The sequence below is a fragment of the Bradyrhizobium sp. SZCCHNR1098 genome, from assembly GCF_032489375.1.
GTDB lineage: Bacteria > Pseudomonadota > Alphaproteobacteria > Rhizobiales > Xanthobacteraceae > Bradyrhizobium.
This window is the reverse complement of the sequence record NZ_JAUEXY010000003.1, coordinates 393,361-419,993: the sequence shown is the minus strand read 5'-3', so window position 1 is coordinate 419,993 and position 26,633 is coordinate 393,361. Positions and strand designations below refer to the sequence as shown.

Annotated in this window: 30 protein-coding genes and 1 tRNA gene; 14 read left to right on the top strand and 17 right to left on the bottom strand. The window is 65.5% G+C overall.

Features of this window, described 5'->3' with window-relative positions:
• Positions 1-53: 53 nt before the first annotated feature.
• Positions 54-515, bottom strand: a complete 462-nt coding sequence (locus QX135_RS10085; RefSeq protein ID WP_316176446.1) for a hypothetical protein — start codon at positions 513-515, stop codon at positions 54-56.
• 363 nt (positions 516-878) lie between these two features.
• Between QX135_RS10085 and QX135_RS10080 the strand changes: the two genes are divergently transcribed.
• Positions 879-1,376, top strand: a complete 498-nt coding sequence (locus QX135_RS10080) for a hypothetical protein (RefSeq protein ID WP_316176447.1) — start codon at positions 879-881, stop codon at positions 1,374-1,376.
• Between the two features lie 194 nt (positions 1,377-1,570).
• A tRNA-Thr gene (locus tag QX135_RS10075) sits at positions 1,571-1,645 on the top strand.
• Between the two features lie 49 nt (positions 1,646-1,694).
• Here QX135_RS10075 and QX135_RS10070 read toward each other — a convergent pair.
• From QX135_RS10070 to QX135_RS10060, 3 genes are all read right to left on the bottom strand, one after another.
• Positions 1,695-2,291 carry a DUF2147 domain-containing protein gene (locus tag QX135_RS10070; RefSeq protein WP_316176448.1) on the bottom strand — a complete coding sequence of 199 codons (597 nt, stop codon included), beginning with the start codon at positions 2,289-2,291 and terminating at the stop codon, positions 1,695-1,697.
• Between the two features lie 172 nt (positions 2,292-2,463).
• Positions 2,464-3,126 (bottom strand): DUF3313 domain-containing protein, encoded by a 663-nt coding sequence (locus QX135_RS10065; RefSeq protein WP_315811517.1) that lies wholly within the window; start codon positions 3,124-3,126, stop codon positions 2,464-2,466.
• A gap of 158 nt (positions 3,127-3,284) precedes the next feature.
• Positions 3,285-3,899, bottom strand: coding sequence for a TetR/AcrR family transcriptional regulator (locus QX135_RS10060; RefSeq protein WP_316176449.1), 615 nt, complete (start codon positions 3,897-3,899; stop codon positions 3,285-3,287).
• A 294-nt stretch (positions 3,900-4,193) separates the two neighbouring features.
• Between QX135_RS10060 and QX135_RS10055 the strand changes: the two genes are divergently transcribed.
• Positions 4,194-4,706 carry a hypothetical protein gene (locus tag QX135_RS10055; protein ID WP_315737534.1) on the top strand — a complete coding sequence of 171 codons (513 nt, stop codon included), beginning with the start codon at positions 4,194-4,196 and terminating at the stop codon, positions 4,704-4,706.
• 72 nt (positions 4,707-4,778) lie between these two features.
• Here the strand turns inward: QX135_RS10055 and QX135_RS10050 are convergent, their stop codons facing one another.
• Positions 4,779-4,898: a glucose transporter gene (locus QX135_RS10050; RefSeq protein WP_316176450.1), complete on the bottom strand. Its 120-nt coding sequence runs from the start codon at positions 4,896-4,898 to the stop codon at positions 4,779-4,781.
• 169 nt (positions 4,899-5,067) lie between these two features.
• On the opposite strand from QX135_RS10050, the gene QX135_RS10045 reads away from it, so the two are divergent.
• Complete coding sequence (locus QX135_RS10045) at positions 5,068-5,313, top strand: hypothetical protein (RefSeq protein ID WP_315714645.1); 246 nt, start codon at positions 5,068-5,070, stop codon at positions 5,311-5,313.
• Between the two features lie 170 nt (positions 5,314-5,483).
• On the opposite strand, the gene QX135_RS10040 is transcribed toward QX135_RS10045, so the two are convergent.
• The 4 genes from QX135_RS10040 to QX135_RS10025 form a co-directional block, all read right to left on the bottom strand.
• Positions 5,484-5,723, bottom strand: coding sequence for a DUF6719 family protein (locus QX135_RS10040; RefSeq protein WP_316176451.1), 240 nt, complete (start codon positions 5,721-5,723; stop codon positions 5,484-5,486).
• A 220-nt stretch (positions 5,724-5,943) separates the two neighbouring features.
• On the bottom strand, positions 5,944-6,657 hold the full coding sequence (locus QX135_RS10035; RefSeq protein ID WP_315771111.1) for a porin family protein: 714 nt from the start codon (positions 6,655-6,657) through the stop codon (positions 5,944-5,946).
• A gap of 283 nt (positions 6,658-6,940) precedes the next feature.
• On the bottom strand, positions 6,941-7,387 hold the full coding sequence (locus QX135_RS10030) for a hypothetical protein (RefSeq protein ID WP_315776666.1): 447 nt from the start codon (positions 7,385-7,387) through the stop codon (positions 6,941-6,943).
• A gap of 162 nt (positions 7,388-7,549) precedes the next feature.
• Positions 7,550-7,891 carry a hypothetical protein gene (locus tag QX135_RS10025; RefSeq protein ID WP_315771107.1) on the bottom strand — a complete coding sequence of 114 codons (342 nt, stop codon included), beginning with the start codon at positions 7,889-7,891 and terminating at the stop codon, positions 7,550-7,552.
• A 290-nt stretch (positions 7,892-8,181) separates the two neighbouring features.
• On the opposite strand from QX135_RS10025, the gene QX135_RS10020 reads away from it, so the two are divergent.
• Positions 8,182-8,727: a tetratricopeptide repeat protein gene (locus QX135_RS10020; RefSeq protein ID WP_315737528.1), complete on the top strand. Its 546-nt coding sequence runs from the start codon at positions 8,182-8,184 to the stop codon at positions 8,725-8,727.
• A 144-nt stretch (positions 8,728-8,871) separates the two neighbouring features.
• Positions 8,872-10,260, top strand: a complete 1,389-nt coding sequence (locus QX135_RS10015; RefSeq protein ID WP_315780751.1) for a serine hydrolase domain-containing protein — start codon at positions 8,872-8,874, stop codon at positions 10,258-10,260.
• 17 nt (positions 10,261-10,277) lie between these two features.
• On the opposite strand, the gene QX135_RS10010 is transcribed toward QX135_RS10015, so the two are convergent.
• The gene (locus QX135_RS10010) at positions 10,278-11,870 is read right to left on the bottom strand and encodes a S10 family serine carboxypeptidase-like protein (protein WP_315780750.1); all 1,593 of its coding nucleotides are present in this window, start codon (positions 11,868-11,870) and stop codon (positions 10,278-10,280) included.
• Between the two features lie 251 nt (positions 11,871-12,121).
• Here QX135_RS10010 and QX135_RS10005 point away from each other — a divergent pair, with 251 nt between their 5' ends.
• From QX135_RS10005 to QX135_RS09985, 5 genes are all read left to right on the top strand, one after another.
• On the top strand, positions 12,122-12,805 hold the full coding sequence (locus tag QX135_RS10005; RefSeq protein ID WP_315811522.1) for a hypothetical protein: 684 nt from the start codon (positions 12,122-12,124) through the stop codon (positions 12,803-12,805).
• Positions 12,806-12,823: 18 nt separating this feature from the next.
• Complete coding sequence (locus QX135_RS10000; RefSeq protein WP_316176452.1) at positions 12,824-14,971, top strand: adenylate/guanylate cyclase domain-containing protein; 2,148 nt, start codon at positions 12,824-12,826, stop codon at positions 14,969-14,971.
• A 161-nt stretch (positions 14,972-15,132) separates the two neighbouring features.
• On the top strand, positions 15,133-15,912 hold the full coding sequence (locus QX135_RS09995; protein ID WP_315776673.1) for an NAD kinase: 780 nt from the start codon (positions 15,133-15,135) through the stop codon (positions 15,910-15,912).
• A 124-nt stretch (positions 15,913-16,036) separates the two neighbouring features.
• A complete protein-coding gene (locus tag QX135_RS09990) occupies positions 16,037-16,582 on the top strand; it encodes a response regulator (RefSeq protein WP_172107934.1) in 546 nt (181 codons plus the stop codon).
• Positions 16,583-16,706: 124 nt separating this feature from the next.
• Positions 16,707-17,291: an Hpt domain-containing protein gene (locus QX135_RS09985; RefSeq protein WP_315754073.1), complete on the top strand. Its 585-nt coding sequence runs from the start codon at positions 16,707-16,709 to the stop codon at positions 17,289-17,291.
• Positions 17,292-17,462: 171 nt separating this feature from the next.
• On the opposite strand, the gene QX135_RS09980 is transcribed toward QX135_RS09985, so the two are convergent.
• The 4 genes from QX135_RS09980 to folE all read right to left on the bottom strand — a co-directional run bounded on the left by QX135_RS09980 (position 17,463) and on the right by folE (position 21,275).
• Positions 17,463-18,638, bottom strand: coding sequence for a DUF2336 domain-containing protein (locus QX135_RS09980; RefSeq protein WP_315754071.1), 1,176 nt, complete (start codon positions 18,636-18,638; stop codon positions 17,463-17,465).
• Between the two features lie 290 nt (positions 18,639-18,928).
• Positions 18,929-19,960 carry a lytic transglycosylase domain-containing protein gene (locus tag QX135_RS09975; protein ID WP_316176453.1) on the bottom strand — a complete coding sequence of 344 codons (1,032 nt, stop codon included), beginning with the start codon at positions 19,958-19,960 and terminating at the stop codon, positions 18,929-18,931.
• 149 nt (positions 19,961-20,109) lie between these two features.
• Positions 20,110-20,538: a phosphoribosyl-AMP cyclohydrolase gene (gene hisI / locus QX135_RS09970; RefSeq protein WP_315737520.1), complete on the bottom strand. Its 429-nt coding sequence runs from the start codon at positions 20,536-20,538 to the stop codon at positions 20,110-20,112.
• A 29-nt stretch (positions 20,539-20,567) separates the two neighbouring features.
• Entirely contained in the window at positions 20,568-21,275 is a 708-nt protein-coding gene (folE, locus tag QX135_RS09965) for a GTP cyclohydrolase I FolE (protein ID WP_315737519.1), read from the bottom strand.
• A 227-nt stretch (positions 21,276-21,502) separates the two neighbouring features.
• Here folE and QX135_RS09960 point away from each other — a divergent pair, with 227 nt between their 5' ends.
• Positions 21,503-21,964, top strand: coding sequence for an iron-sulfur cluster assembly scaffold protein (locus QX135_RS09960; RefSeq protein WP_315798710.1), 462 nt, complete (start codon positions 21,503-21,505; stop codon positions 21,962-21,964).
• 135 nt (positions 21,965-22,099) lie between these two features.
• Here QX135_RS09960 and QX135_RS09955 read toward each other — a convergent pair whose 3' ends face one another.
• Positions 22,100-22,999: a hypothetical protein gene (locus QX135_RS09955; protein WP_315780744.1), complete on the bottom strand. Its 900-nt coding sequence runs from the start codon at positions 22,997-22,999 to the stop codon at positions 22,100-22,102.
• Between the two features lie 262 nt (positions 23,000-23,261).
• On the opposite strand from QX135_RS09955, the gene yidD reads away from it, so the two are divergent.
• Together yidD and QX135_RS09945 are read left to right on the top strand one after the other, a co-directional pair.
• Entirely contained in the window at positions 23,262-23,612 is a 351-nt protein-coding gene (yidD, locus tag QX135_RS09950; protein ID WP_315811526.1) for a membrane protein insertion efficiency factor YidD, read from the top strand.
• 164 nt (positions 23,613-23,776) lie between these two features.
• A complete protein-coding gene (locus tag QX135_RS09945; protein WP_315737515.1) occupies positions 23,777-23,989 on the top strand; it encodes a hypothetical protein in 213 nt (70 codons plus the stop codon).
• A gap of 10 nt (positions 23,990-23,999) precedes the next feature.
• On the opposite strand, the gene QX135_RS09940 is transcribed toward QX135_RS09945, so the two are convergent.
• Entirely contained in the window at positions 24,000-25,238 is a 1,239-nt protein-coding gene (locus tag QX135_RS09940; protein WP_410051331.1) for a hypothetical protein, read from the bottom strand.
• Position 25,239: 1 nt separating this feature from the next.
• Positions 25,240-26,613 carry an APC family permease gene (locus tag QX135_RS09935; protein ID WP_315737728.1) on the bottom strand — a complete coding sequence of 458 codons (1,374 nt, stop codon included), beginning with the start codon at positions 26,611-26,613 and terminating at the stop codon, positions 25,240-25,242.
• Positions 26,614-26,633: the final 20 nt, after the last annotated feature.

The following is a 26,633-nucleotide window of genomic DNA, read 5'->3' as shown; positions in this document are numbered from 1 at the left end:
CTCTCCTGTTGATCTATTTTTGCTTGATTTGACTGTTGATGGCGAGCTGCTCGCTAGCGGCGGTAGGCCGGCGGTGAATTAGAATACCCGCGCGGGCCGCCATCAGGCGGAGCCAGGATGACGGCAGGCGGATACATCGGCACCGCCGGCTCCGGCGGCTGCATCTGCGACTGGGCACCCCATGAGCGCGAATAGCTCTCGGCCGGCTTCGGCAGCTTGCGATCGGCCGGCGGCTCGATCTCCATGCGGCCATAGCCAGGCCTCGCTCCGAGGGTCGGATAGTAATGGCCGACATGGGGCTCGGGCTCGACCGGCCGGCCGCCATAGATCGTCGGCTGCATGTAGTTGCCCCTGCCAAGACCGTACTGGCCTTCGACGACGGCGTAGGACGCATCGATGCCGTTGATGACGACGGGCACGCCGGGCCGCTGCGGAATGACGATCTCGAAGCCTTCGCTGGCGAGCGCGGCGGAAGACGCTCCAATCAGAATCACAAGAGCCGTTGTAGTACGCATGAATTCACGCCCCGGTTGCCATCCTACCAATACCGCAACGCGCGCCCCGATGGGTTAAACGCGCACATCAATCTGCTGGTAAGACTAACGCGCGAGCCACCATTCCGGGTTAAAGCCCCGGTGGGGTTCGAGCGCGAGGGTTAATGGCTGATCATCAGCCGAGAGCGACAATACTGCCAGCATCAACCCCGCCTGCCCTGTCCGCGAGACTAACAGCCTTCGGGTCGGAGCAAGCCGGACCGCAACCGCTGCTCCGGCCTCGCAAAGCAATGGCCTCATGTCGTTCCAAAACATTCCCGGCGCGGCGGGAACGACGGGACCAGCTTGCGCTTAGCAGGTGGTGGCGCAACGACGGAGTATTCCATGACACGATTTGCTATTCTTGGGGCTGCTGTACTCGCAACGGCGCTCGCCGGCCCGGCCATGGCGCGCGACATGCACCACCGGCATATGAACCGCCAGCAGGAAGGAATGATGCAGCATCGGCACATGGCCCGCCAGGACGGGGCGATGATGCAGCAGCGCACCGATGCCGGGTGGAATACCGGATGGAACAACAACGGCTGGGATCGCCGCAACAGCGGCTTCTGGCCGGCTGACGTCGCCGCTGGAGCGGTCGACACCGCTGCTGGCATCGCAGGCGCAGCCATCGGAACCGCCGGCGCCATCGCCACGGCGCCGTTCCGGACCGCGGATGCCTATGCCTACAGTCCCGGCCCCTCTTACGGCCAACCGAGCTATGATCGCGGCCCGAACGGCTACTATGGCGACTGGAACAGCTACGCGACCCGCAACGGCCTGGTCTGCCGCCCCGGCACCATGTTCAAGGGCAGCGACGGGCTGATGCACATCTGCCAGTAAAGATCGCGCCGGAGCGGCTTCGATGATCGGCTCCGACAGGGGCGGCCCAACGGCCGCCCTTTTTGCTGGGTTGATGGGAGAGGCGGCCCTCACGCGGGGAGTAGCCGGACTGCATCAACTCTGGTAGGAACACCGCGCTTCGCGAGACCTCGTCCCAATCTGAGGACGAGATCTTCGCCACCAAATGTGCATTCGCCGGCTTAGCTCAGCGGTAGAGCAGCGGTTTTGTAAACCGAAGGTCGGGGGTTCAATCCCCTCAGCCGGCACCAGCTTCCGTGAAGTTGGGATTTGCTGCGGCAATCGCTATCGCCTTAGGCGTCAATTCGCCCTCGTCCTGACCGCTGGCTTGGCGATGCCGGTCGCCGACGGCGGCTTGGGCGCAGTCCACTCTGGATCCGGCAACGGCCCGCCGCCCTCGCCGGTCGCTCCGATGAGTTGGCCGGGCACCTGATCCGTCACCAGCACCCAGCCTTGCGTCGCGCAGAACAGCCCGAGCAGACAGCCCTTGACCGCCAGCATCTTCGGGCCCTCGCGCCAGATCGAGACGGCATAGGTCTTGCCGTCCTCAGCGTTGTAGACCTCGCCGCTGTGACGGCCGTCGGCGTTCAGCTTCAGGCCGAGCAGCATCTGGTGGCCGAGCAGCAGACGGCCGCGCCTGGCCGGATCCGGATTCAGCCCGTCACGGAACGGCTGCCCCTTGGCATCCGCCGTCTCTTTCATCCAGACGATGTAGCCGCAGACGCGATCGGCCATGGCGCCACAACGCTCGATGCGGACGCGGGCGCGGCCGTCCTCGGTCAACCATGTGCCGAGCGGATCGCTGATGGGAGCGGCGTGACCGCGGCCCTCCGCCATCGACAGCAGCAGGCTGACGACGATGCGCAGGCCGACGCGCAGAACGAATCTCAATGTCATGTCCAGGGACCCCGTTGTCTCCACGGCCTCGAGCCACGCGCTCGTACGGCGAGATTGACGTCGCCAATGGCTGCCGGACATTTGCCGGTGCCCTCGATGCGAAAGCACGCGAAAGACGGCTGCGCGGCGGGCCGCCTTCTGGGGTCCCTTCGCATGCGTCTGCACTGCCCGCTCACTGGAGCTGCGCGACCAGGGCATCGGCCCCCTTGTCGATCCCGGCTTCTGCGGCCGCGAGCGCGCCGACGCTGGCCTTGATGTCGTAGGGAGAGGGATATTGCTTGCTGACGAAAGCGTTCAGCAGCCGCCCGCTCGCGGCATCGAAGATCTCGGCCGCGTAGAACACCGAGCCGGTCAGCAGCCCCTCGCCGTCGCGGGCGCTCTGCACACCGTTGTAGACGGCGCCGGCGAGATCAAAGCGCGAGGCGGTGCCGAGCACCGGCGTGTTGGCGACGGCGCCGGTCAGGGTGAGCCGCACGCGCAACGTGGCCGGCCCTCGCTGGCTCACGACCCGGAAGCGCGCCGACAGACTTTCCAGGAAGCGCGACCGCATGTAGGCGGCGAGCCTCGCCTTGTCCTGCTCGGACATGTCGCCGAACTGGTGATCCCTGCCGCGATAGATCACGACCGGATCGAGCATCACCTTGTCATAGCTGCGCCAGTCCGCGGCAACCGCGTAGCGGTACGGCACCCGCCCCGAAGGATCGGCGGAATTCGGCGCCAGATAACGCGCCGAGGCCACCTCGGAATAAGCCACCGGCGTCACCGTATTGCAGCCGGCGCAAAGACCCGCCGCGGCAATCGCCGCAAAGCCGGACACCCGGAGTCGAACCGTCATTCCCTTTCTCCTCACCTGCGCGGCTTGTTGCGAAGCACAACCAGCGCCCAATCAATAAAACCGACCAGACGGTCTGTAAAGAAGCTCGGTGAAGATTGCGTTAATGTCTCGGTGGGATGCGACCCGGCGCCTGCCGAAGAAGCGGCTTTCGAGGCAGATCAGCGGTCGGACGGGACGCGGTGCTCGAACCCCGTCCATTGGCGGTCGTCGAGCAGGCGGGCAAACAGGCGGTCCAGGTCCGGCTGCTCCAGCGGCGAGACGCGCAGCATCGTCATCAACGCAAGCCCACGGGCCGCCGCCCATCTTAGGACCGCGAGATCGGCGTCCTCGGCCTCGCCGCGGATCTCGGCTACTCTCTCGGCATCCTTGGCACGGGCATCGGCCAGCAATCCCGGCTCCTGGGCGAGCGCGCCGAGCATGGCCTGCGCCACCGAATATTGCTGGGCGATCAGCTCCCGCGAGATCGCGATCTGCGTCGCGAGCTCGGGCTGATCAGCCGCTTTGCCGCCTTCAGCCCTGTACCTGCTGGCGAATTCGTCGAAATGCAGGAATTGCTGTTCCAGCAGAGCCTTGAGCACCGCTTCCTTGTTGGGGAACTGGTGCATCAGCCCGCCCTTGCTCAGCCCGCTCTCGCGGGCGATCGCGTCGAGCGTCAGCCGCCCCGGACCATCGCGGGCGATGATGGTAAGGGCGGCGGTGAGCGCGGCCTTGCGCGACCGCTCGGAGCGTGAAGGGTTGTCCATCGAAGACTGCGAAGTGCCCGGGCGGCGCACGAAGGTTGCGAGCAGGAAGATGCCCCGACACCGAGGCGGCTCCGTCATAGGGGCGAGCCACCCTCCTCTGTCAAGAAGAGCTCCGGAAAAAACCGCCGCGCCTCAGGAACCATCTGCGCGGGATTGAATTTCTGCTATCACCTTCCGCGGGTGGGGGACGAAACGAGTTCAGACTGTGGCAACATTGTTGTCACATCTCATCTAGAACTCCTGCTTATCCCCAGAAGTCACTGGTCTTCAACTTGATTTCGTCAGCCGCTTTTGTTGCAATTGAGGCATCGGGGGACAAGCGTCATGACGTGGAAGGAAGAGCGTGATGCACTGATCGCGCAGACCATGGCCTTCGTGCAGTCGGTCACCGGAAAGCCTGCCGACTTCGCCCAGTTCGAGCTGCCTGCCGTTCCAGCCGACACCCCCGCTACGCCGCAGCAGGCTGCGGTCGAGCGACCGACGCATGTCACCTTGGAGCGTGTGCTCGCCGCCCGAGCCGAAATCGGGGCATGGCGCGGCGGCAACGCGCAAGGCGAGATCCCCGGCGCGGTCGCGGAGGCTGCAAGGCCGAGTGCGCCCCACTCCATCGCGTCCGAGGCTTCGTCCTCAGCCCTGAGCCCAGCCCCCCCGGAGCGTTTCACGAGCATCGCCTCGCAGCTCGATCTGCAGCGCGACATGCAGGCAGAGATTCGTGCCCGGGTTGCTCGCTTCCGGGCCCACCAGGAGCGCTTCAACCGGGAGCGCCAGGAATATTTCAGCGCGACACTCGCGCGCCTGAAAGCATCGGCCGAACGGAGCGCCCTCCCTGAGGACTAAAGCCGGCCGCGCCAGAGGTGCACAACGGCCGCGAGTGCACAGAAGAACGAATCCCGCAATCGACGCGCCCGCTCACAGCCAGACGCACAGCAGCGCCACATTGGCGACGAAGGCGAGCAGCAGCCCAAAGGCGAGCGTCAGCTGGATCCGCCCGCAAAAGATGTGGAGATCGGTTCCCATGAGCTTAACCATCTGGCGATTCTAGCCCCGGAGTCCCACGGATTCTTTTTTCAAAAATTTAGGACTCGTTTACGACTCGGCCGCGCCGAAAAGGCCCCTTTCCTGCCCCAGGCGCGCCAGTGTCTCGCTACACGTGCCGTTCATTCTCGGTTCATCCTTCGCTTCTCTGGAGCTGCTTGGAATGCCCTACGCGCTATTTTGCAACGACGCCAAGTTGAGCAAAGCCTATCCGACCGAGGGGGATGTCTGGCGGCTGGCGCGGCAGAGCGGGCTTGTGGTGGACGTGATGATCAATGCGCGATCGACCGCGCATCTGCAGCTCGACAATGATTACGAGATCAGACCCTGCGCCGCCGAGCCCGAGGAAGATCCCTGGCAGAACCGTGCCGAAGCCGAGCAGGAGTTCAACATCCCGTTCGCATCCTGACCGGCTGCGGCGAAAGCCCGCCTTGGGTCACACGCGGCAGAAGAGATGCACGCCGGTATGCCCGTCCGCTCCCGCGGACGGCTTGCTTTCATCAAAGATCTTTCGACAGACAGACCCGCGATCAGCGAGCAGCCGGAGCTGCCGCTGGAAGGTCGCCATGAAGCCCGTTCTCAGGGCGTCGCCGTCGCCAGCGATACCGTCTCGGCCGGAAGGGCGACACAGGCGCGCTTGCGGCTGACACCGCGGATCGCACCGGTCACCTTCAGGACCTTGCCCGACGGGCAGGACGCGGCTTGCACCAGCGCCACCTCGTAGGGGGCCAGCATCAACGGTTCGGACTTCAGAACGGTCTGGGCGGAGCACGGCAAAACAGCCGCCGACAACAACAGCACGGACACCAAGATACGCATGTGGGATGATCCATCAAACCAGCGGACTGATAATATCAACTGATGGCGAAAGTTTCACGAAGGTTTGAAAATTTTTTTGCACTGCGTGAGCGATCCCGAAACCATCGACGGCCAACCGCCGGATAGCAATACACCCGCACCAGATGGCGCGGGCGTGTTGGAAGTGAGGCGCGATCCGGTCCCCGCCGGAAGCCGCCGGCCGCGGGCTCGGTGACCTCGCTTAGTACTTGCTGGCGGCCGGTCCGCCCCAGCCGAAGCGGTAGTTCACGCCGACCTTGACCGTATGCTCGTCGCTGTTGAAGCGGCTGCCCACAACCGGAGCCGGCCCAGCCGTGAAGGTCGTATTGCCGAAATTGTAATATTGATACTCGGCCTTGGCCGACCAGTTCGGTGCGAACATGTATTCGAGGCCGGCACCGACGGTGTAGCCATCCTTGGTATTGCCCGACGTGGTGAAGCCCGTCGGCACGCCGGCGACGCTCACCCCGAGATTGTTACCGTCCCGCCAGGCGTAGCCGCCCTTGGCATAGAGCAAGGCCGGTCCCCAGGTGTAGCCCAGACGGCCGGTGACCGAGCCGAGCTGGTTGGCACCGGTCGAGGTCACGACCGCAGCCCCCGGGAAGCCGAAATTGGTCGTATTGCGATCCATCCAGCTGTACTGGGCTTCGATGCCGAGCACCCAGTTCGGGGCAAACTGGTAGTCGAAGCCGCCCTGCACGCCGCCGAGGAAGCGGCCGTTGTTGCCTTCCAGGCTGTTATTGCCCGCGAAGGCGCCACCAAGGTGACCACCGAGATAGAAGCCGGTCCAGTTGTAGATCGCCTGGGGCGGCGTGTAGACGGGCGCCTTGGTGTAGGTGCGCGGAGGCATGTCGGCGGCGAAAGCCGGGGCAGCCAATGTGGTCAGGGCCACTGCACTGAATAAAAACCGCTTCATGGGACGTCCCCGTTATTCGTCTGCGACATCTATCGAACATCATGGCCGCATTTCGGTTGCCCGGCGGCGGTGACACAGCTGTGATTGCTGCTGCGGTGTCACCAGAGGGCAACAAAGGCCTTTTGTTCCATAGGCTTCCCGAATATTTCGTGAAGCTGACGCCGCGCCCGATATTTGGTCGCCGCGAGGCAGCAAAGCGTTCGGGCCATCCCCGATTTGTGATCGGGCAAGCCGCTTGGCAAGGTGCTGCGACGACGTGGCAGGCGGCCGAAGACGTCGCGGCCTAACGCGTGAGGCCGGCAAGCTCCGGGAATGGCGCGTAGGTCGACCCGGCACAGAGCTCGCCTGCATCCTCGACCAGACGATCGAACCGGCCGTCGACGAACACCGCCGCGCGCTCCTGCGCCGGACGGTAGCTGCCGTCGGACTCGCGCGCCGCATAGCGGAGGCAGCTCACATAGCGCAGCCGGCCACCGACCGTCCGTTGCACCGGCTCCGCCATGACGCCGTCGCGCACCCCGACCGGATTGTTCAGGTAGGTCCTGAGATAGGACAGGATCTCGCTGCGGTGGTTGGCCGGAAACGGCTGGCTGCCGACGCCACGATCGCCGGTGTAGGAGATGCCGCGATTGTCCTCGCTCATGAACGCGGCGGGACCTCCGCTGGCGCACCCCGCCAACAGCAGCGCCAGCGCGGTTGCCGGCCACCAGCTCGTTCTCCCCATCCCCAAGGCGCCCAACTCTTGAAAGCCAATCCCGCGGCCGTTCTAGCTCAAAGCCGGAGGCCGGGAAATCCGTCCCGGCTCACGCCTTCGTCAAGCCGCTGCCGCCGGAGCGCTCTGGCGCGCTCCGGCGGCCAACGACCAGATCGGCTCTGCGTGACCTTGGCCGGATCAGCCGCGGCGGGTCGCCGGCGTCACGCGCTTGAAGCTCACCTTGTTGTGATGGCTGAGATGCGCCACGTGGCGATGCTTGTGGCGGACAAGCGAGGCATGCGGCTTGGTCTTCGTCTTGCCGACGGTGGGCTTCATCTCGTTGGCCTTGTCGCCGGCCTGCGTCGCGCCCGGCTTGGTGGCGTCGGTCTTGGCCGCATCGGTCTTGCTCACATCGGTCTTCGCGGTGCCAGTGGTCTGGCTGGACTTCGCGGACGTGTCGGTTTTTGCAGGACCAGCAGCGAACGCGGGCGCAGCCAGGATCGACGCGGCGAGCAGAGCAACAGACATTGACTTCAGCATGGTCGTCTCCGTGATGTGAAGATCTGGAGGCACCATCCAGTCTGGATGGGCTCGTGATCATGAAGGCGACGATAGGGAACCGGCACTGAACCGCCCCTGAAGTAAAGTGGTGTTTTCAGTTCATGGACATGAAGGGATAGTCATCGAGGTGACTGGTCTGTCATCATGTCGTCCGTATAATGAACCGATCGCGGCGCAAAATCCGCGCAAATGGCCGGGAATATTTCGCAGCTGCGGGAGTTCTTCTCCGTACGCAGTCACCTGTTGGATCGACAACTCGGGAGATACGAATGAAAAAGTCTGCGATCAGGATTGCCACGCTGGCTCTGTTCTCGATGGCCGTGGCCTCCGGGCCGCTGCTTCTGTCGAAGGCCTATGCCGCGGGCAGCGATACCCCGTCGTCGCCGCCGGCGTCGGATTCAGGCAAGAAGAAGAAGGACAAGAGCTCGAGCATCGAAGATCCGAAGTTCCTGGCGGCCTATCGCACTGCCTACACCTCGATCTACGATCGCGGCGACTACGCCACCGCGATCCAGCAGCTCAAGGCGCTGAACCGCGAGGACGTCGCCGACGTTGCCAACCTGATCGGCTACTCCTACCGCAAGCTCGGCAACTACCAGGCCTCCAAGCAGTACTACGAGCAGGCCCTGGCGGATGATCCGAACCACGTGCGCACCTGGCAGTATTACGGCCTGTGGCAGCTCGAACAGGGCAACCGCGAGCAGGCCAAGTACCACCTCGACAAGGTGGCGCAGCTCGCCGGCACCAACAGCGCCGAATATCGCTCGCTGGCCGACGCGCTCGAGAAGCAGCCGGGCACCGGCCTCGTCTACTAAGACGCGATCGGACCAGATCCGATCTCGACAGTGGCGCAACCCGAAGGGGTTGCGCCATTTTCTTTGTCCGCTGCCCTTCGTCCGCTATGGATGGGATGTCGTGCAGTCCATTTTCATCACGTCTTTTGAACGGGAGATTGCCTCGTGGAGTCCTGGCTGGGCGCAGCACTCGATTACATCAAGGATTGGCTGGCCTTTCAGGTCGCCGTTTCGGAGCAACCCGGCTGCATCCTTGCGATTGCCCATCGCGGTGAGATCGTCCTGGAGGCGGCCTATGGCCACGCCAATCTCGACAGCGGCGAGAAGCTGACGCCGCGGCACCGCTTCCGTATCGCCTCGCACACCAAGGCGTTCACCGCCGCCGGAATCATGCGCCTGCGCGAGCAGAAGCGGTTGAAGCTGGACGATCCGGTCGGCGGCTACGTCAAGGATCTGCATCCGGATGTCGCCGCAGCAACATTGAACCAGCTGCTGTCGCACACGGCAGGCCTGATCCGCGACGGCAAGGATTCCGGCCAGTTCACCGACGGCCGATCCTATCTCGACAAGGACGAGCTGCTGGCCGAGCTGAAGCAGCCGCCGGCGATCGATCCCAACAGCCGGTTCAAATATTCCAACCATGGCTACGGCCTGCTCGGCCTGGTCATCGAGGCGATCACCGGCGAGCCCTACCCGGCCTGGCTGCAGCGCGAGATCATGACGCCGCTGGCCTTGCGCGAAAGCGCGCCCGACATGACGCTGCTCGGCAAGGGTGTCCCGTTCGCGCGCGGGCATTCGCGCATCGTGCCCGTGGGCCGCCGAGTCGTGATTCCCGGCGACAATCCGACCCACGCCATGATGGCGGCCGCCGGCATCGTTGCGACCGCCGCGGACACTGCCCGCTTCTTCGCCCAGCTCGCGCCGAACGCAAAGAAGAGCCTGCTGTCGGTCGCGAGCCGCCGCGAGATGGTCCGGAGGCAATGGCGCGTCCCACAGGACATCGAAGAGGCCTATTACGGCCTGGCCCTGATGAGCGGGACGACGGCCGGCTTCGACTGGTTCGGCCATGGCGGCGGCTTCCAGGGCTACATCTCGCGGACGTCAGTCATCCCCTCGCGCGAGATCACGATCACCGTGCTGACCAATGCCGTCGACGGCTGGGCGCCGGGCTGGGCCAACGGTGTCAAGTTCATCCTGCAGGCCTTCGCCACCCATGGCGCGCCGTCGCGCAAGACGCGCGACTGGACCGGGCGCTGGTGGACGCTGTGGGGCGCCGTCGATCTCGTCCCCTTCGGCGCGCAGGTGATGGTCGCCAATCCGGTCTTCATCAACCCGTTCATCGATGCCGCCCGCATCGAGGTGACCGGCCGCGACACCGGCCGCATCGTCCAGGCGACCGGCTATGCGAGCCACGGCGAGCCCGTCCGGCGCGTGCGCACCAAGTCCGGCGTCAGCGAGATCTGGCTCGCCGGCGCGCGGATACGGCCCGAGCGCGTGGTGAAGGCCGAGATGGAGCGGAAGTATCCGAAGGGCCGGCGCAAGAAGGACTCATAGCCCGGGTGTCGCTGCACTCATCGGGCCTCCTCCCTGCCCTCCTTCATCAACGCCTCGGCCTCGCCGCGGAACGCTTTCCGCGCATCGTCGCGGGAATAGAACATGTGCCCGCCCGGATAGACCACGAGCTTGACCCGCGGCGGTCGCGCGAAGGCCGGCAATTGGTCGAGCAGGATCTTCGAGCCGTAATACGGCGTGGCGAGATCGAACAGACCGTGGCCGACCAGGAGCTTGAGCTTGGGATCGAGCGCGAGGATCTGCCGGAGCTCGCCGGTGGACTCCGGCGGGCTGATGCCCTTTCCGAAATCCCATGACCGGTTCACCGCCCCGCTCAACAGCTCGTAGGAGCCGTCGGGGTGCCAGTTCAGCTTGCGTGTCGTCAGCTCGACCGCGGCACTGGTCAGCGGCGCGGTCAGCACATCCCCGGATGGATCGGAGCTGCGCGAGCGACTCGAATCCGGATAGGGATCGATGCCCAGCACCGAGCCGTCATAGCGTCCGGCGATGCGGCCGTTCTTGCGGTCGAACTCGCGGCGAAACTCCGAGACGTCGAACCGGCCGGCCAGCCTGCGGCTGACCGCCTGGTCGATGCCGGTGAGGCTCGCGACCCTGTCGGCGAGCCGGTTGGTCGCTTCCGTATCGGCCTCGCCCTTGACGAGGTCGAGCAGGAAGTCGCCGCTGGCGTAGCGCTCGACGTCGGCAAGATCGGCGCGGGTGACCGGCCCCTTCATCTGCTTCGCGACGGCGGCATAGCTTGGCAGGCTCGCGACATATTGCATCAGGCTCGAGCCGGAATAATCGCGAAAGTCCATCAGTGGTGAGAGCAGGATCAGGCCGCTGACGCCGATCCCCTGGTCATGTTGAAGGTTGTTGACGATCTTCGGACCGCGAATGCCGCCATAGCTCTCGGCCGTGATGAATTTGGGCGAGGCGAGCCGGTCGTGCTTCTCCAGCCAGCGACGCACCACGAGCGACAGCGAACGTACGTCGCCGTCGACCGAGAAGAACCGTTTGCGCACCTCGTCGCCGGTCGCGACGAAACGGCTGTAGCCGGTCCCGACAGGATCGATGAACACGAGATCGGTAAAGTCGAGCCAGGTGTCGGCATTGGGCATCAGCTCCGGCTTCGACGAGGGCGTCACGCTGGCCGCATCGATTCCGATCCGCCACGGACCGGCATTGCCGAGCTGCAGATAGGCGGACGAGGCACCCGGCCCACCGTTGAAGAAGAAGGTCACCGGGCGGCTGGCGCGATCAGCACCATCGAGCTGATAGGAGGTGTAGGCGATGTCGGCCTGCGGCTCGCTCTTGTCGTCGAACAGGCGGATCGAACCGGCAGTCGCCGTGAACGACAGCGTGCGATCGGGCAGCTCGACCTTTTGGGTCGTGGTGGAATCCGCCGGGAGCTTGTGCTGCTCGGCTGCCGATGGCGAGCTCGGCGGGCTTGCGGCGCGATTGCCGGCCGATCCGGTTCGGTGCGCGCCGGGAGCCGTGGTGTCCTGCGCCGCCGGCGGCGCGTCCTGCGCGTATACGGCTTGGCCGGCGAGCAGCGCCGTCAAGGTCAGGGCCATCACACGGGACCACACGACGGACGATCTCGAACCTGCCATCAACTCACTCCCTGGACGATGGATTGGCGCAACGCGCTACCCTTTATCGCTTGCTTTACAAACGCATGAACCGCGGCTTGGGACCAAGCTCAACCAACTCTTCCGTGATCCAGGTCACATCCGGAGCAGTGCCCGTTCTTCGTAAGGTGTGTTATGGGCTCGAACCTCTCCATCGCCTCCGGCGTCCCACCACTGGGACACCCAGGTTTGGGCCAAGAGGCGCGCCGCCGATTGCGATCACGGAGTTCATCATGAAGTTGCCGACGCTCATCATCGCAGCCCTCATCGGGCTCGCCGGACCGGCCATGATTGGACCGCCGGCGGCCTGGGCCGGTCCGCCGGCGGCGCTGGTCGAGGACGTCCAGGGGGATGTGGCCGGCGCCGAGCTGATGGACTATGTCGCGCCCGGCCAGGTGATCAAGCTCGGCCCGGATGGCGCCGTGGTGATGAGCTACCTCAAATCCTGCCGGCGCGAGACGGTCAACGGCTCCGGCAGTGTCACCGTCGGACCCGGCGAAAGCACGGTCGACGGCGCGACGCTCAAGAGCGACATCGTCAATTGCGACGCCAGCCATGCGCAGGCCACCTCGCGTGAGACCAGCGAGGTCGCGGCCACGATCGTGCGCAGCGTCGGGCCGGACAGCGCGCCGGTGGCGCAAGCGATCATCTACAGCGCGTCGCCCATCTTCGAGGCCAAAGGGCGCGGCACGCTGACCGTCGAACGCCTCGACCAGCCCGGCGAGCGCCAGCAGGTCGAGCTCTCGGGCCGGCAATACAAGGGACGATTCTACGATTTCGCCGGCACCAGTCACCCGCTCACTCCCGGCGGCACCTATGTCGCGAGCTTCAGCAACTTGCGCATCGTGTTCAAGGTCGACGCACAGGCCAAGGCGGGCCCAGGCCCTGCGGTCGGGCGATTGATCCGGTTCAACTGAGACCGAAGGCTCCCGTCGGTGGCGATCGGACGTCGGACGCGCGACGCGCTTGCCGTCATCGCCATCGCGCTGGCGTGCGCGGGCCTGTTCGTGTCGCCCCTCTTCGAGCGCGGCCGCGGCCTGTCGCTGGATGCGCTGACATGGCTGCGCTTCGAGACCTTCGGCAACCGCCACGATGCAGCAGCGAGTCCGGCGGTGGTGATCGCGGTCGACGAGGAGAGCTACCAGGCGCCCCCCTTCAAGGGCGCGCCGCTGTTGACCTGGACCGGCGAGATCGGGCGCGTGCTGACGGCCGTCCTCGACGGCGGCGCCAAGGTGGTCGGCTTCGACATCGTGTTCCAGACTTCGATCGAGCAGTCGGAGATTCCGCTCGGCGACAGCACTCTCGGCGAGAAGACGCGCGGCTTCGATCGCGACTTCCTGCGCGCGCTCGCTGCCGCGGCCGCCGGCGGCAAGGTGGTGCTGGGCGAGATTTTTGCCGAGCCGCCGATCCTGCCCGCGCCCGGCCAGCGCATCGCGGTGCGCCAGCAGCAGAACCTTCGTCCGCTCAACACCTATACCGACAGCGATGATGTCGTCCGCCGCCATCCGTTGACGCTGTCGGTCGATGGCAAGGCAGTTCCGAGCATGGCGCTGGAATTGGCGGGGCGCGCAACCGGCACCGCGCCGGTCATTGCCGCTGATGGCGTCACACTCGGTGAGTACAAGGTGCCCGGCAGCGTGCCGGGCACCATGACCCTGAATTTCGCCGGCGGCGCCCAGGACATCCCGACGTACTCGTTCGCCGATTTGCGCGCCTGCGCGCTCAAGGGCGACAAGGACTATTTCCGCCGCGAGTTCGCCGGCAAGGTCGTCCTGCTTGGCACCGTCGGGATCGAGGATCGGCGGCTCACCTCGAAGCGCTTCGCGACCCGCGCCGAGGGCGCGCGCCGGCCGCGCTGCGTGCTGGACGAGCGCAGGATCAACGAGACGTTCGCCCGCAGCACCATTGCCGGCGTCTACATCCACGCCACGGCGGTGAACAATCTGGTGCGGCAGGACGCGGCCACCGAGCTCGGACGCCCAGCGATCTTCGCCATCGCCGCAACCATCGCCCTGTTGGCTGCGCTGCTCGCGCGATTGCTGCGCCCCGCCTCTGCAGCGGCCATCCTGGCAGGGCTCGCGCTGCTCTACACCGCGCTCGCCACCGCCCTCTTCGACCATGCCTACGCGCTGCCCTTGGTGGAGCCGCTCGCGGCCGGCGTGCTCGCGCTGGCTGCGACCACCGGCTATCGCTTCATGGTCACCGACAAGGACCGGAGGCTGCTGCAGAAGAGCTTTGCCTATTATCTCGCACCGCACGAGATCGACCGCATGCTGGCCTCGCGCCGGCTGCCGCAGCTCGGCGGCGAGACCCGCGAGGTCACCGTATTCTTCTCCGACATCGAGGGCTTCTCGCGCCTCGCCGAGCAGATGACGCCGGAGCAGCTCATGGCGCTCACCAATGAATATCTCTCGGCCATGACCGACGTCATCGAAAGCCACGACGGCTATGTCGACAAATACATCGGCGACTCCGTGGTCGCCGTGTTCGGCGCTCCGCTCGACGATCCCGACCATGCACGCAGCGCGGCGCGTGCGGCGCTCGACTGCAAGGCGAAGCTCGCCGAGCTCAACCTGATGTCGACGGCATTCCAGGGCATCAAGGTGGCGCAGCGCATCGGCATCAACAGCGGCGCCGCGCTGGTCGGCAATTTCGGCTCACAACGTCGCTTCAACTATTCCGTCATGAGCGACGCCGTGAACGTGGCCTCGCGGCTCGAGGGCGCCAACAAGTTCTACGGCACCACGATCATTGCCTCCGAGAGCACGGTGACGCTCGCCGGAAACGAGTTTGCCTGGCGCGAGCTCGACACCATCCGGGTCAAGGGGCGCGAGCAGTCGTTGAAGATCTACGAGCTGCATGGCCGCGCAGCCGAGCTCACGCCGGAGGAACAGGCTCTCCTCACCGGCTACGCCGCAGGCCTCGCGCATTGGCGCGCCGGCGAACTGCCGCAAGCGGTCGACTGCTTCGCGCGGGGCGCACCGAGCGATGCTCCAAGCCACTTCTTCGCGGAGCGGGTGAAAGCAACCTTTGGGACCGGCTCCTTGGCCTGGGACCCCGTGCGCAGCCTGCAGGAAAAATGACGCGGCGATGACGGCCGCGCGTGCGCGCACTTCCGGGCCATATCAGCCTCATCCCGGCCCCATTGCCCCGGGATACCGGCCGCGATGGACAAGCACGGGCAAGGTCGGCTAGACGACACGGCGCCTGTCACCGGCCAACCGACCAGCGAGCCCTGCGACGCATGACCACGTCCAAGCGATATGAGCGGATCGCCTTCGTCGCGAGTCCGAGTGCCGAAGCCCAGGCCGCACTGGCGCAGCTCTCCGCGCTGTACGGCAACTCCGATCCGGACCTGGCGGACGTCGTGGTCGCGCTCGGCGGCGATGGCCTGATGCTGCAGACGCTGCACGACCACATGCGCTCGGGAAAGCCGATCTACGGCATGCATCGCGGCACGGTCGGCTTCCTGATGAACGAGTTCAGCACGATCGATCTGCACGGGCGGCTCGAAGCGGCGCAGGAATCGGTAATCCATCCGCTGCTGATGCGGGCGACCGATGCCGCTGGCGTCGTTCACATCCACCACGCCATCAACGAGGTCTACCTGTTTCGCCAGACGGCACAGACCGCGCGGCTGCGCATCCTGATCGATGAGCGCGAGCGCATGCCGGAGCTGATCGCCGACGGCGTGCTGGTGGCGACGCCCGCCGGCTCCACGGCCTATAATCTCTCGGTGCAGGGCCCGATCCTGCCGATCAACGCCGCCCTGCTGGCGCTGACGCCGATCAGCGCCTTCCGGCCGCGGCGCTGGCGCGGCGCCCTGCTTCCGAACACGGCCTATGTGATCATCGAGGTGCTCGAAGGCGACAAGCGCCCAGTCGCGGCGGTGGCGGATCATGACGAGGTCCGCAATGTCCAGCGAGTCGAGGTGCTCTCCGACAAGACGATCTCGATGCGGATGCTGTTCGACGCCGGCCACAGCCTGGAAGAGCGGATCCTGAGCGAGCAGTTCGGCTACTGACATCGGGCGCTTTTCCGCGCCTTTTTCCTCCTTCGCCGCCCCGGGCAACGCTTTGTTAACCCGCGGCTCCGTATGGTTAATGCGGGTATACCGCCATCACCGGTGATCCTTTCAGGCCGGCCAAATGTACCGCATCGACTTCAACAAGCTGCGCTTTCTCGTCTGCGACGACAATCCGCACATGCGCCGCATCCTGCGCACGCTGCTGCATTCGTTCGGCGCCCGCGAGGTCAACGAGGCCGAGGACGGCGCGACCGCACTCGAGATGTATACTCATTTCTCCCCGGACATCGTCATCACCGACTGGGCGATGCCGATCTTCGACGGGCTCGAGCTTGCGCAGATGATCCGGCAGCCCGAAGCCAAGGGCAACCCCTACGCACCGATCATCATGCTGACGGGACATTCGGAGAAGCGCCGCGTCACCGTCGCGCGCGATGCCGGCGTGACGGAATTCCTCGCCAAGCCGATCTCGGCGAAGGGCCTGTATCAGCGCATCCTCAACGTGGTCGCCAATCCGCGCCCGTTCATCAAGACCAAGACCTACTTCGGTCCGGACCGGCGCCGCAACACCAACACCGCTTATATCGGGCCGGAGCGCCGGATCGGCGGCGAGGCCGAGATCTTCCAGCAACCGTCACTTCTGGATAAGGCGCGCTCCGCGGTTTAGGAGCGCGGCAGTGAGCCCGCGTTAACGCAATCCGGGGATCGACGCCCAGAGCGCCCAGTTCCTCGGCTATGAATCGGGGCAATGAGTCGATTTGCGTTGGTCGGCATCATCAGGGGATATCGAGATGGCGAAAGACAAGGCCCCGGCGATCCAGGTCAAGACCTACGCCTCGCATCACGTCATCACCCAGCCCAATCCGCTGAAGCAGGTGCTGCGCCGCGCCGAGGAGAAGGATCTCGACGATCCGATCGCGCGCGCGGAAGCCGCGCTTGCCGGGCTGTCCGGCGAGTTCAAGTCGTGGATGGACACCGAGGCCGATCGCCTGACGAAGGCTTACGGTGCCGTTCTGAACAATGGCTTCGACGACGACGCCTGCGAGGAAATGTTCCGCGCCGCCCACGACATCAAGGGCGATGCCGCGACCTTCGGCTATCCCGCCGCCGCCGAGGTCGCCGACAGCCTGTGCCGGATCATCGAGCACGCGCCCGATCTCGAAAAGGTCCCCGTCGAGCTGTTCGAGCATCACGTCAACGCCATTCAGGCGATCGTGCATGATCATACGAAGTACCACAGCCCGACCGTCGCTGCCGAATTGAGCCGCCGGCTGCGCCGCGTCGCCGACGACTACCTGCTCCAGGTCAACCGCAACCGGCCGGAGCATCTCGAAGCGATCCTGGCGCCGAGCCTGGTGCCGAGCGATCAGCCGTAATCGGATGGCGATCACGTAGGGTGGGCAAAGCCGCCGCCGCAAAGCGGCGGCAGCGTGCCCACCATGGATCAGCAATCTCTGCGGCAAGTCGGTGGGCACGGCGCCACCGCGCGCTCGAACGTGGCGATATCTGCGACGCGCCTTTGCCCACCCTACGGCAGCGGACGCGGCTCACGCCGCGATCAGTCCAAACTCCAGCCCGGCCACGAAATCCTCCGCCATCACCTCGTCGCAGAACTCGCGGGCCTCGTCGCGGGCGGATTCGGTGGCGAAGCGGCGCAGCAGGATCAGCAACGGCTCGGCGGCATCACGGTCGGTGGCGCAATGGGTGAGCACGCGCTCCACCATCTTGCGGCGCAGGATCGCTGCTCCGCTCAAGGTGTCGGCAAATCCGTTCTCGCGGCAGACTTCGAGCGCGATGCTGAAGGCCTCGAAGGTGGTGTCGGGAATGCCCGCCTTGCGCAGCAGCCCCTGCAGGCTGGCGCGGCCGCGATCGTTGAGCAGCGCCGACACCCGGGCCCGCGGCATGTCGGCGAGCTCCGACAGAGCGATCTCGAACAATTCGACGTTGCCGGAGAGAAGTGCGCGCAGGATCAGGCCCGCGGTGAGTTGCGAGGTTGCACGCAGATGCTGGACCAGCCCGCGCAGCTCCTCGCCGCGCGACCGCGCCGCGATGGTGATGGTCGAGCGGTCGCGCGCCTCATTGGTGATGCGCCCTGCTTTGTCGGCACTGAGCCAATTCCTGGCGACGACGAACTGCGCCAGTGTCTCGGAGAGCTTGTCGACCAGCGCCGCCCGCGTCGCGGCCGGCAGGTCGTCCAGGACCAGCATCGCTTCGCGGATGGCGGCGAGATGGCCGTGGCGCTCGACGATGCGGTCCCAGGAGAACGGCGCTAGCTCGGCATAGGCGTTCTCGATCAGCTCGAGCGCGGCGGCGGCGCTGCCGACTTCGGCGATCGCGGCGCAGACCGGCGCCGGCAGGCCGACGCGGCGCGCGATCGCGCATTGTGTGTCGGAGTTGCCGGTCGCGACGATGTCGACGAGGTCGGCATCGATCAGCAGCGGCGAATGTTCGAGGATGATGGCGGCGACAGAAGCCTGGTCCGTGGCGAGCGCCTGGACGATGGCGGCCGGCGCCTCCTCCGAGCGGGCGAACACCTCCGCCATGGCCTGACGCACCAACGGCGACGGATCGTCCAGCAGCATGAGGAGCGCGCCCTCCGCGGCGCCGCGATCCTCATCGCAGAGATCCGACAACAACCACGCCCGCGCGAGCGCCCTGGTGGCCTCTGCCCGCTCACCGGCGGGTGCGGTTCTGACCCAACTGAGAAACTGCCGAACGATCATGGTCTTTCCGGCTTACGCAACTTGCAGACAAAGGCCACGAGGGCCTCAACAGCACCGAAAATAAACCACGACGCTTAACAAAGCGTTCACCATAAGTAGCTGGTTTTGTTGATGTTTTGTTAAGGAGGTAAATCAAAACTATATTATGCTACCTCTGGATGTCTCATTTGGCCGTAGTCCAACGGGCGAAATGCGGCCGCCGCCGGCAGTGCAAGCCGTGGCGAAAGGTCGAAAATAGTTCTTTTTGATCAATGGTTCAGCGACGAGTGCGGACCGCCTTAGCCGGCACATCAGCCCGAAAAGGTGCCGTGGGGATCGCTGAACAGGTCGAGTCTGCGCTGGCCATTGCCGCCGCCATCGTTACCGCCGCCCTCCGGCGAGGCCGCGCTAGCGACTGATGAGCGGCCCCACAATTCGCGGACGGTCGGCGAGACCGCCTGGCTCGACTGGCCGTCAACCTGGAATAGCGAGCGAAACATCGGGTCCGCCGGCCGGTTGGCGGCCGATGCGTCGGCCGTCGTCAAAGATGCGGCTTGCGACGAGCCGCGCGCATCCGGAAACATCGACAGGAAGGTGGCGGTGTCCGTCGTCGGCAGCGCACCACCGCCGGCCGCATTGGCCGCGACATTCGCCGATGCCCCTCCATAAAGGGCGAGCGCCCCGCGCGTCGCCGAGGAGTTGGCGGCGCCGGCATAGCGCGTGTTCAGCACCGCATAAACCTGGGACACGCTGCGGGCTTGTCCGTCGCGATCGTAGAAGATCGGCCGGTTGGCCGCGGCGGCGCTGGGAAACATCCGCGCGGCCGACGCATTCGGCGTCTCCTGGGTGCTGGTGATCAGCTTTGCGGCGCCGCCGACACCCATGAAGTGCGCCATGTAGAGCTCGGCATCGGTCGGCCGACGGCCGATCTTGCCGGCGAGCTGGAAACTGTTCGATTGCGTGAGCGCAGCGGCCATCGCGGACGACGCCTGCGGGTCGTCGCGCAGCTTCATGATCGCCTGCCGCATTCCGGGATCGCTGACCGTGTAGTCGCCCGACGATGTCCGGGTGATCGCGTCGGCATATTGGCCATAGCCGAGATCGGAGCCGGCTTCCTTCACGGTGCCGAGCCAGGTCTGGTCGATGAACTGGTAGAGCCCGCGCGCTGATGACGTCGAGGCGCCGGCGGTCGGATTGAAGTCCGACTCCATCTTGGCGGTCGACAACAGATATTCGAAGCTGGTGCCGACGCTGTCAGCGGCCTGCTTGATCGCGCCGGCGACCTTCGCCCGGACGCCATCGAGGAAACCGGTGGACGAGGAGTTGGATGCGTCGACCGACATGGGAAGACCCGCTGTTTGCAGATTCGCTGGCAGACGAACGCGCCGGAAACGTCCGGCAAAATGCGGCGGGTATGGTTAATGGCGGGTTAATTCGCAGGGCCCGACCGGGCCAATGAACGACCGGGCACGTCAGGACGCAGGTCGCTGGCCTACTTGCGATAGACCTCGGCGGGATCGAACAGCCTGTCGGCATCGACGAACACGAGCCGCGCGCCACTGCCGTCATCCGATCGCTCGACCTTGCGATAGAAGCAGGAACGGCGGCCGGTGTGGCACGCCGCGCCGGCCTGCTCGACGCGCAGCCAGACCGCGTCCTGGTCGCAATCGGTGCGCATCTCGACCACGCGCTGGGTCTGGCCCGAGCTCTCACCCTTGCGCCACAACGCATTGCGCGAGCGGCTGAAATACCAGGCTTCGCCGGTCGCCACCGTCTTACGCAGGGCCTCCTCGTTCATGTGGGCGACCATCAGCACGTCGCCGCTCACGGCATCGGTCGTCACACAGGTGACGAGGCCGGCCGCGTCGAACTTGGGCAGGAAGGCCAAGCCCTCCTCGCGCTCAACTGAGGATGAAGACACGAAACTCTCTGCTCAACGGGTTGGCAGGCTTACCGTTGCGGCGACCGCACCATGGACAGGAAGCGCGACTGCTCGGCCGGATTGTCCCTGAACATGCCGGTGAAGCGGCTGGTGAAGGTGATGGCGCCGTGCTTGGCGACGCCCCGCACCGACATGCAGGTGTGCTCGGCCTCGATCATGACGGCGACGCCGCGCGGCTTCAGCACCTCGTCGATCGCAGCCGCGATCTGGGCGGTCAGATGCTCCTGGGTCTGCAGGCGGCGGGCGAAGATGTCGGTCAGGCGCGCCAGCTTGGACAGGCCGACCACCCGCTCGACCGGCGTATAGGCGATATGCGCGCGACCGTAGAAGGGCATCATGTGATGCTCGCATTGCGACGTGAACTCGATGTCGCGAATCAGCACGAAGTCGTCATAGCCGGCGGTCTCGCCGAAGGTGCGGTCGAGCACCTCGGCCGGGCACTGGTGATAGCCCTGGTACAGCTCGTCATAGGCCTCGACGACCCGGCGCGGCGTGTCGACCAGCCCCTCGCGGGTCGGATCCTCGCCGATGTAATTCAACAGCGTATAGACCGCGGCCTCGGCCTCGGCCCGCGACGGCCTGGCACGGTCGGGCCGCACGGCGGCAGCGAGAAACTCGGCGGGATCGAGCTCTGCAGCGCGAGCGTCAGTCAGCTTGGCGTCTAACGGCTTGCCCTCGGGCTTGTTCGCACGCAACGTCTTGATCAAAGTGTCCATCTCAACTCCGTTCGACCGGTCGGCGGTCCGACCGGAGTGTCACCGGCACAGCATCACCTTGAGGGCGTCACCTGCAGAGGTGCCACACGCAGGCTTGGCGCCTCTCGCGCCGGACGCCTGTGGATGTGGCTGGAATTCCTGCCAATCGTTTCCATATACTCGCAATATAGGGCGATGAAACCCGGCCGCCAAGGCCGCCACGCCGGTAATTCCGGGACGTCAGGCACATGCTGAACGACATCTACAACAAGCGCATCATCGAGCTCGCCGGCAACATTCCGCGGCTCGGACGGCTGGACCACCCGGACGCCACTGCCACCGCCCATTCCAAGCTGTGCGGCTCGACCGTCAAGGTCGACCTCAAGATGGACGGGCCCGTGGTGACCGACTTCGCCCATGACGTGAAGGCCTGCGCCCTCGGCCAGGCCTCCTCTTCGATCATGGCCCGCCACGTCGTCGGTTCCAGCGCCGCGGAGCTGCGCGAGCTGCGGGAGACGGTCCGGAGGATGCTGAAGGAGAACGGTGCGCCGCCGGAGGGCAAATGGGCCGACATTGCCCTGCTTGAGCCGGTGCGAGACTACAAGGCCCGCCACGCCTCCACGATGCTGACGTTCGACGCCGTGGTGGATGCCATCGGCCAGATCGAGGCCAAGACCAACGGCGAGCAGCCGGCCGCGGCTCAGGGCTGAGGCGGCACCGCTTCCCACCCGTGCGTGCAGACTGACAGATCCATAGCCCGCATGAGCGCACCGGCATGCGGGAGCGGTCGTCGGCAAGCTCATGATTGGACGCGGAGGTCCGGCTCGCCCCGGCGACGTCGATGCCTATTGCTGCGGCGTCGTGGCGACCGTCGCTGGCGGCAGAGCCTCGGCGGTACGCGACAGTTGCCCCTTGTCGCGGTCCAGCGCCACGGAGAAGCGGTCCTGCTGCTTGTCCTTGGCCTGCGGCTTCTGTGCGAGCTCGGCGACCGGCACGGCCCCCTTCGGCGGCAGCACCTCGGCAACCAGATCCGTGGTCACGACGTTGGTGAGCCGCAGCTCGGCGCGTGACAGCTCATGCAGGTCCTCCCAGGGCGGCACGTTCAGCGCCAGCGACAGCAGATCGCCCGCTCCGCCCATCTCGAAGGTGTATTTGGCGAGACGCCCGATGTCGCGCTCGACGATCATCAGGTCCTGCGCCGTATAGCTCGCCGCCTTGGCGTCGTCGGCGCGGTCTCCCATCCAGATCTGGTGAACGCGGACATGGGCCGTATCCGGAACATAACGCGTGGTTCCAGCCAGCAGCAGGAACACGCACATCGACTCGCAATAGGCCTCGGGCATGACGCGCGGCCGGTCACCCGCGCGGCTCGGACGCTGGGTCATGCCGACGGTGGTGCGCATCTTCAGCCCACGGAACCGGCGGCCCAAGGTGATGGCGTCGTTGACCGAGCCGCCGCTGGAGTCGAGCACCAGGGTGGCCCCCGTCAGGTCGCGATCCCTCGCGAAATCCTCGAAATCCTTCGGCGTATCGCCGGTGACGATCCCGACCGCACTGACCCAGCCGCAATTCGGCTCGCAGGCGACCCAACCGAACCGCATCGGGAGTTTGCGCTCTTCGAGCGCGCCGCCGGCGCGCGCCGTGTTTGACATGATGGTGATCGCGCTACCGACCACCGCACCAAGCGCTGCAACACCAAGTAGCATCCAGCGCAATTCACGCGACCGCAGCAATCTCACGCGCAATCCGTCCCCCTCGTCAAGCTCGGTACGCAGTTCCTCGGTTTTCTCGCGGAAAGACCTGACAACCTAGCCTCAAATCCGTTATTAGTCTGTCACATCCTTGTCGGGAAACGTATCCGGGCAATCACCGACCGTCCAGCTGCGGCGTGCTGCGGCGCCGCTGAAAACCGGCCATTGTTGCATCACATCACCACAAATGAACGCGATCCGGGTTCCCTGCCGAGGAACCGGTCAAAAGTTCGCACATCCATCTGGCATCGCGCTCATGAAGCACTCATGCTCTGACACCGGCTGCCATTCTGCGCACATCGGGTCGCTGCTGGCCCGACTCCCGCGGCGCGCTGCTCACGCGCTGATCTGGCTGTACCGCCACACATTGTCGCCGCTGGTCGGCTACAATTGTCGGCACCTGCCGACCTGCTCGGTCTATGCCGATGAGGCCATCGAACGCTTCGGACTCTGGGCGGGCGGGTGGATGACGCTCGCCCGTCTGCTGCGCTGCCAGCCCTTTGGCACCTCGGGCATCGACAACGTCCCAACAACGGCTCCCGCAGGCGCTCACTGGTATCTGCCTTGGCGCTACGCGCGATGGCGCGGCGTCAACGGCCCGGGCTGATGTGCAGCGCAACAGACGTCGCGCTCGTCAATTGATCTGCAGCACATGGCCCTGGCGAAATCTCGGGCTACGATTATCCTTACGTCACGAGCCGGCGCTCCCATCAGGAACCGCGCTGCCTCGACCTGCATTGATGTGATGCTTCCTTCGGGAGGAAAACAACGATGCGCTGGACAATCAGCCCCAGAAGCAACCGTTCCCGCAAGAGCATCGGTCCCGATCAGGCCGGCCACCACGACGCACGCCAGGTGGATCTACTCTGCATCATCGCTTTGTTGATCGTCATTGTCGGTGCCTGGCGCTATCTTGCCGACAGCACCGCCCTGCCCCCGCCGACGACGTCCTACATCGTGCCCAGCCAGAGCGTGCACTGGTGATATTCACCCCCTACCATCTCGGCCAGAAGATGAAATCGTCGCGCCGCGGCGGCGGATAGAGAGGAACCGGCTCCAGCGGCCGCGGCACGCGCCGGGCGCGCGGCGGTGGCTGGTAATCCGTTTCTGCAGGGGCGCTCGCTTCGGCCGAGACCGTCGCGTCGGCCGGAGGCGATCTCACCGCGAGCAGGACATTCGATTCACGCGTGCGCCAACGATAGCCGATCCCGAATTCCAGCGGCTGCGCACGCTCGAACAGCCTCGCATAGCTCCTCTGGTACATGTCCGGGAATTTGTCGATCGGCCCGGCATAGCGCCCGAACGGCAGGAAACGCCAGGCCCGCGCCTCATAGCTCGCGAGCGGGATGCCGGAATCGTCCTGGATGACGGTGGCGCTGTTCTTCAGCAGCCAGCTGCGGACCCGTGCGAAGCCGTTCTCATGCAACAGATAAGACGCGCTCTTCAGGAGACTGTCGCCCGGCCCCAGCGGCTCGCAGAACTTGAACAACCCACTGGCCTTCACGCCGGAATCGGAGAGATCAGCGGAGAAGTAGTAGAGCGTCTTCGCGACCCCGTCGGCGCCGGCAAACAGGATGCGCGCGCCCTTGGTCGCATTGCGCGTCGGCGGCTCGTTGTTTCCGTGCAATCCGCCATTCTCGTCCAACCAGATCAGACTGGCCTCGCGGATCGTCTTGCCGGTGCGCGCCAGGAAGACGTAGAGGATTGGCAAGGTCCCTTCGAGTTCGCCTTCGCGCAAGTCGACCTTCATGTCCCTGGTGATAAAGAAGGAGAAACTCAGGATCGATTGCAACGAGCGTTCGACATAGGACAGCGCAGGGCCGATGCTGCCTCGGGGCAATCTGGTCAGGTCCGGGATCGGGCCGGTCGGCTCGAGCGCCACCAGGACATAGGTCGTTGCCTTCGGATGAAAGGCATCGGCATAGAGAAAATCCGGCCCCGAGAAGAAATAGAACATCGCCGGCCGCGGCGCGGCCAGATTGGCATCCGCCCAGGCCCTGATCTTCGACAATTGTCGCTGCTCGAGCTGATTGAAGGCGTTGTCGAAGAACGCCGCGTGCCGCCGCCATGCCGGATCCTGCACGAAGGGCACGAGCGGCGAGCCCGCCGCTGGCGCCATGCCCGCCAGCACCCGCGCCGTATCGTCCGGCGTGATGGTCTGAGCCCGAGCCTCGAAGCTCATGGCAAGGATCAGACATGCGACGGCGAACCAGACTCTCGAGGCCAACAGCATTTCAATCCGAACCCGATGCGAGCGTTGCGGTGATACGGCGCGATCGCGCGTGAGCGAGCCAATAGATCAGCAATCCTGACGCCATTGCGCCTGCGCCGAGCCCTGCCTGCAAGGGCCGCGTCGCGACGAGATAGTACATCATGAAGAAGGTCACGCTGAGGAAGATCAACGGCGTGACCGGATAGCCCCAGGCGCGGTAGGGTCGCGTGAGTTCGGGCTGCGCGATGCGCAGCTTGAACAGTCCGAGCACAGCGAGAAACGAGCAGGACAAGAGCGAGAACTGGACGAGATCCAGCACCGCCTCGAAGCTCTCCGTGAACAGCATCAGGGTGGCCACCGTGAGCTGGAACAGGACGGCATATGCCGGCGCCCCGTTGCGCGAGCGCCGCGCGAACACCGACAGCGCCGGAATGTCCTCGCCCATTGTCATCAGCACGCGCGGGCCGATCCACATCATCGCGGCAATGGAAGGAACCAGTCCGATGCAGATCATCGCGGCCACGAAGCGCCCGCCGGTCTCGCCGAAGATATGACTGCCCGCGATGCTCGCGACCTGGAGTTGGCCCGCGAGCGCGTCCATCGGTGCGGCTCGCAGGAAAACCGCGTTGAGCGCGATGTAGAGCACCAGAACGATCACCGTGCCCAACAGCAGCGCGCGCGGCAAGGTCCGCTCCGGCGCATGCAACTCGCCGATGATGTAGGTCGCCGCGTTCCAGCCGGAGAACGCGTACATCACGAACACCAGTCCGGTCGCGAACGCCGCGCTCGTCACGTGACCGACATCGGTCACGGTTGGCAGGAACGTCACCGGTTGCGGGGTGGCGATGGTGTAGCCGGCGATCAGGAAGGCGGTGATGAGCCCGAGCTTCAGCACGGTCGACAACAGCTGGAAACGGCTCGACTGCCTGATGCCGCCGAGTTGCACTGCTGTCACGAGCCAGACAGCGCCGGTGGCGAGCAGCAGCGGCGGAGCGCCCGGGATGACGGCACGACCATATTCTCCGAACGCCATGGCCGCGAGCGCCACCGGCGCCGCGAAGCCCACCGTCGCCGAGACCCACCCGGCCATGAAGCCGATCGCCGGGTGGAACGCCCGCGTGAGAAAATTGTACTCGCCGCTCGAGCGCGGAAACATCGTGCCGAGTTCGGCATAGGACAGTGCCCCGCAGATCGACACCAATCCCCCGACCGCCCACAGCACCAGAATGGAGAAGCCCGACGGGATGTCCCGGACTTGGAAGCCGAGGCTGGTGAAGACGCCGACCCCGATCATGTCGGCGATGACGATAGCAGTCGCAACCGGAAGCGACACGGATGGAACCCGGTCGCCGTCTGTCCGGCCCCGGCCGGGATCGTCCGCCTCGGATGCAGCCATCTCGTCGAAGGACGCCCGGC

Excerpts from the sequence above, each read along its gene's own strand:
- QX135_RS09945 (WP_315737515.1), top strand. The coding sequence starts at position 23,777 with ATGCGCTGGACAATCAGCCCCAGAAGCAACCGTTCCCGCAAGAGCATC.
- QX135_RS09975 (WP_316176453.1), bottom strand. The coding sequence starts at position 19,960 with ATGTCGGTCGACGCATCCAACTCCTCGTCCACCGGTTTCCTCGATGGC.
- QX135_RS09980 (WP_315754071.1), bottom strand. The coding sequence starts at position 18,638 with ATGATCGTTCGGCAGTTTCTCAGTTGGGTCAGAACCGCACCCGCCGGT.
- QX135_RS10020 (WP_315737528.1), top strand. The coding sequence starts at position 8,182 with ATGAAAAAGTCTGCGATCAGGATTGCCACGCTGGCTCTGTTCTCGATG.
- QX135_RS10065 (WP_315811517.1), bottom strand. The coding sequence starts at position 3,126 with ATGACGGTTCGACTCCGGGTGTCCGGCTTTGCGGCGATTGCCGCGGCG.
- QX135_RS09985 (WP_315754073.1), top strand. The coding sequence starts at position 16,707 with ATGGCGAAAGACAAGGCCCCGGCGATCCAGGTCAAGACCTACGCCTCG.
- QX135_RS09960 (WP_315798710.1), top strand. The coding sequence starts at position 21,503 with ATGCTGAACGACATCTACAACAAGCGCATCATCGAGCTCGCCGGCAAC.
- QX135_RS09995 (WP_315776673.1), top strand. The coding sequence starts at position 15,133 with ATGACCACGTCCAAGCGATATGAGCGGATCGCCTTCGTCGCGAGTCCG.
- QX135_RS10080 (WP_316176447.1), top strand. The coding sequence starts at position 879 with ATGACACGATTTGCTATTCTTGGGGCTGCTGTACTCGCAACGGCGCTC.
- folE (WP_315737519.1), bottom strand. The coding sequence starts at position 21,275 with ATGGACACTTTGATCAAGACGTTGCGTGCGAACAAGCCCGAGGGCAAG.
- QX135_RS10010 (WP_315780750.1), bottom strand. The coding sequence starts at position 11,870 with ATGGCAGGTTCGAGATCGTCCGTCGTGTGGTCCCGTGTGATGGCCCTG.
- QX135_RS10025 (WP_315771107.1), bottom strand. The coding sequence starts at position 7,891 with ATGCTGAAGTCAATGTCTGTTGCTCTGCTCGCCGCGTCGATCCTGGCT.
- QX135_RS10055 (WP_315737534.1), top strand. The coding sequence starts at position 4,194 with ATGACGTGGAAGGAAGAGCGTGATGCACTGATCGCGCAGACCATGGCC.
- QX135_RS09935 (WP_315737728.1), bottom strand. The coding sequence starts at position 26,613 with ATGGCTGCATCCGAGGCGGACGATCCCGGCCGGGGCCGGACAGACGGC.
- QX135_RS10045 (WP_315714645.1), top strand. The coding sequence starts at position 5,068 with ATGCCCTACGCGCTATTTTGCAACGACGCCAAGTTGAGCAAAGCCTAT.
- QX135_RS09990 (WP_172107934.1), top strand. The coding sequence starts at position 16,037 with ATGTACCGCATCGACTTCAACAAGCTGCGCTTTCTCGTCTGCGACGAC.
- QX135_RS10085 (WP_316176446.1), bottom strand. The coding sequence starts at position 515 with ATGCGTACTACAACGGCTCTTGTGATTCTGATTGGAGCGTCTTCCGCC.
- QX135_RS10040 (WP_316176451.1), bottom strand. The coding sequence starts at position 5,723 with ATGCGTATCTTGGTGTCCGTGCTGTTGTTGTCGGCGGCTGTTTTGCCG.
- QX135_RS09940 (WP_410051331.1), bottom strand. The coding sequence starts at position 25,238 with ATGCTGTTGGCCTCGAGAGTCTGGTTCGCCGTCGCATGTCTGATCCTT.
- QX135_RS10070 (WP_316176448.1), bottom strand. The coding sequence starts at position 2,291 with ATGACATTGAGATTCGTTCTGCGCGTCGGCCTGCGCATCGTCGTCAGC.
- QX135_RS10005 (WP_315811522.1), top strand. The coding sequence starts at position 12,122 with ATGAAGTTGCCGACGCTCATCATCGCAGCCCTCATCGGGCTCGCCGGA.
- QX135_RS10050 (WP_316176450.1), bottom strand. The coding sequence starts at position 4,898 with ATGGTTAAGCTCATGGGAACCGATCTCCACATCTTTTGCGGGCGGATC.
- QX135_RS10035 (WP_315771111.1), bottom strand. The coding sequence starts at position 6,657 with ATGAAGCGGTTTTTATTCAGTGCAGTGGCCCTGACCACATTGGCTGCC.
- yidD (WP_315811526.1), top strand. The coding sequence starts at position 23,262 with ATGAAGCACTCATGCTCTGACACCGGCTGCCATTCTGCGCACATCGGG.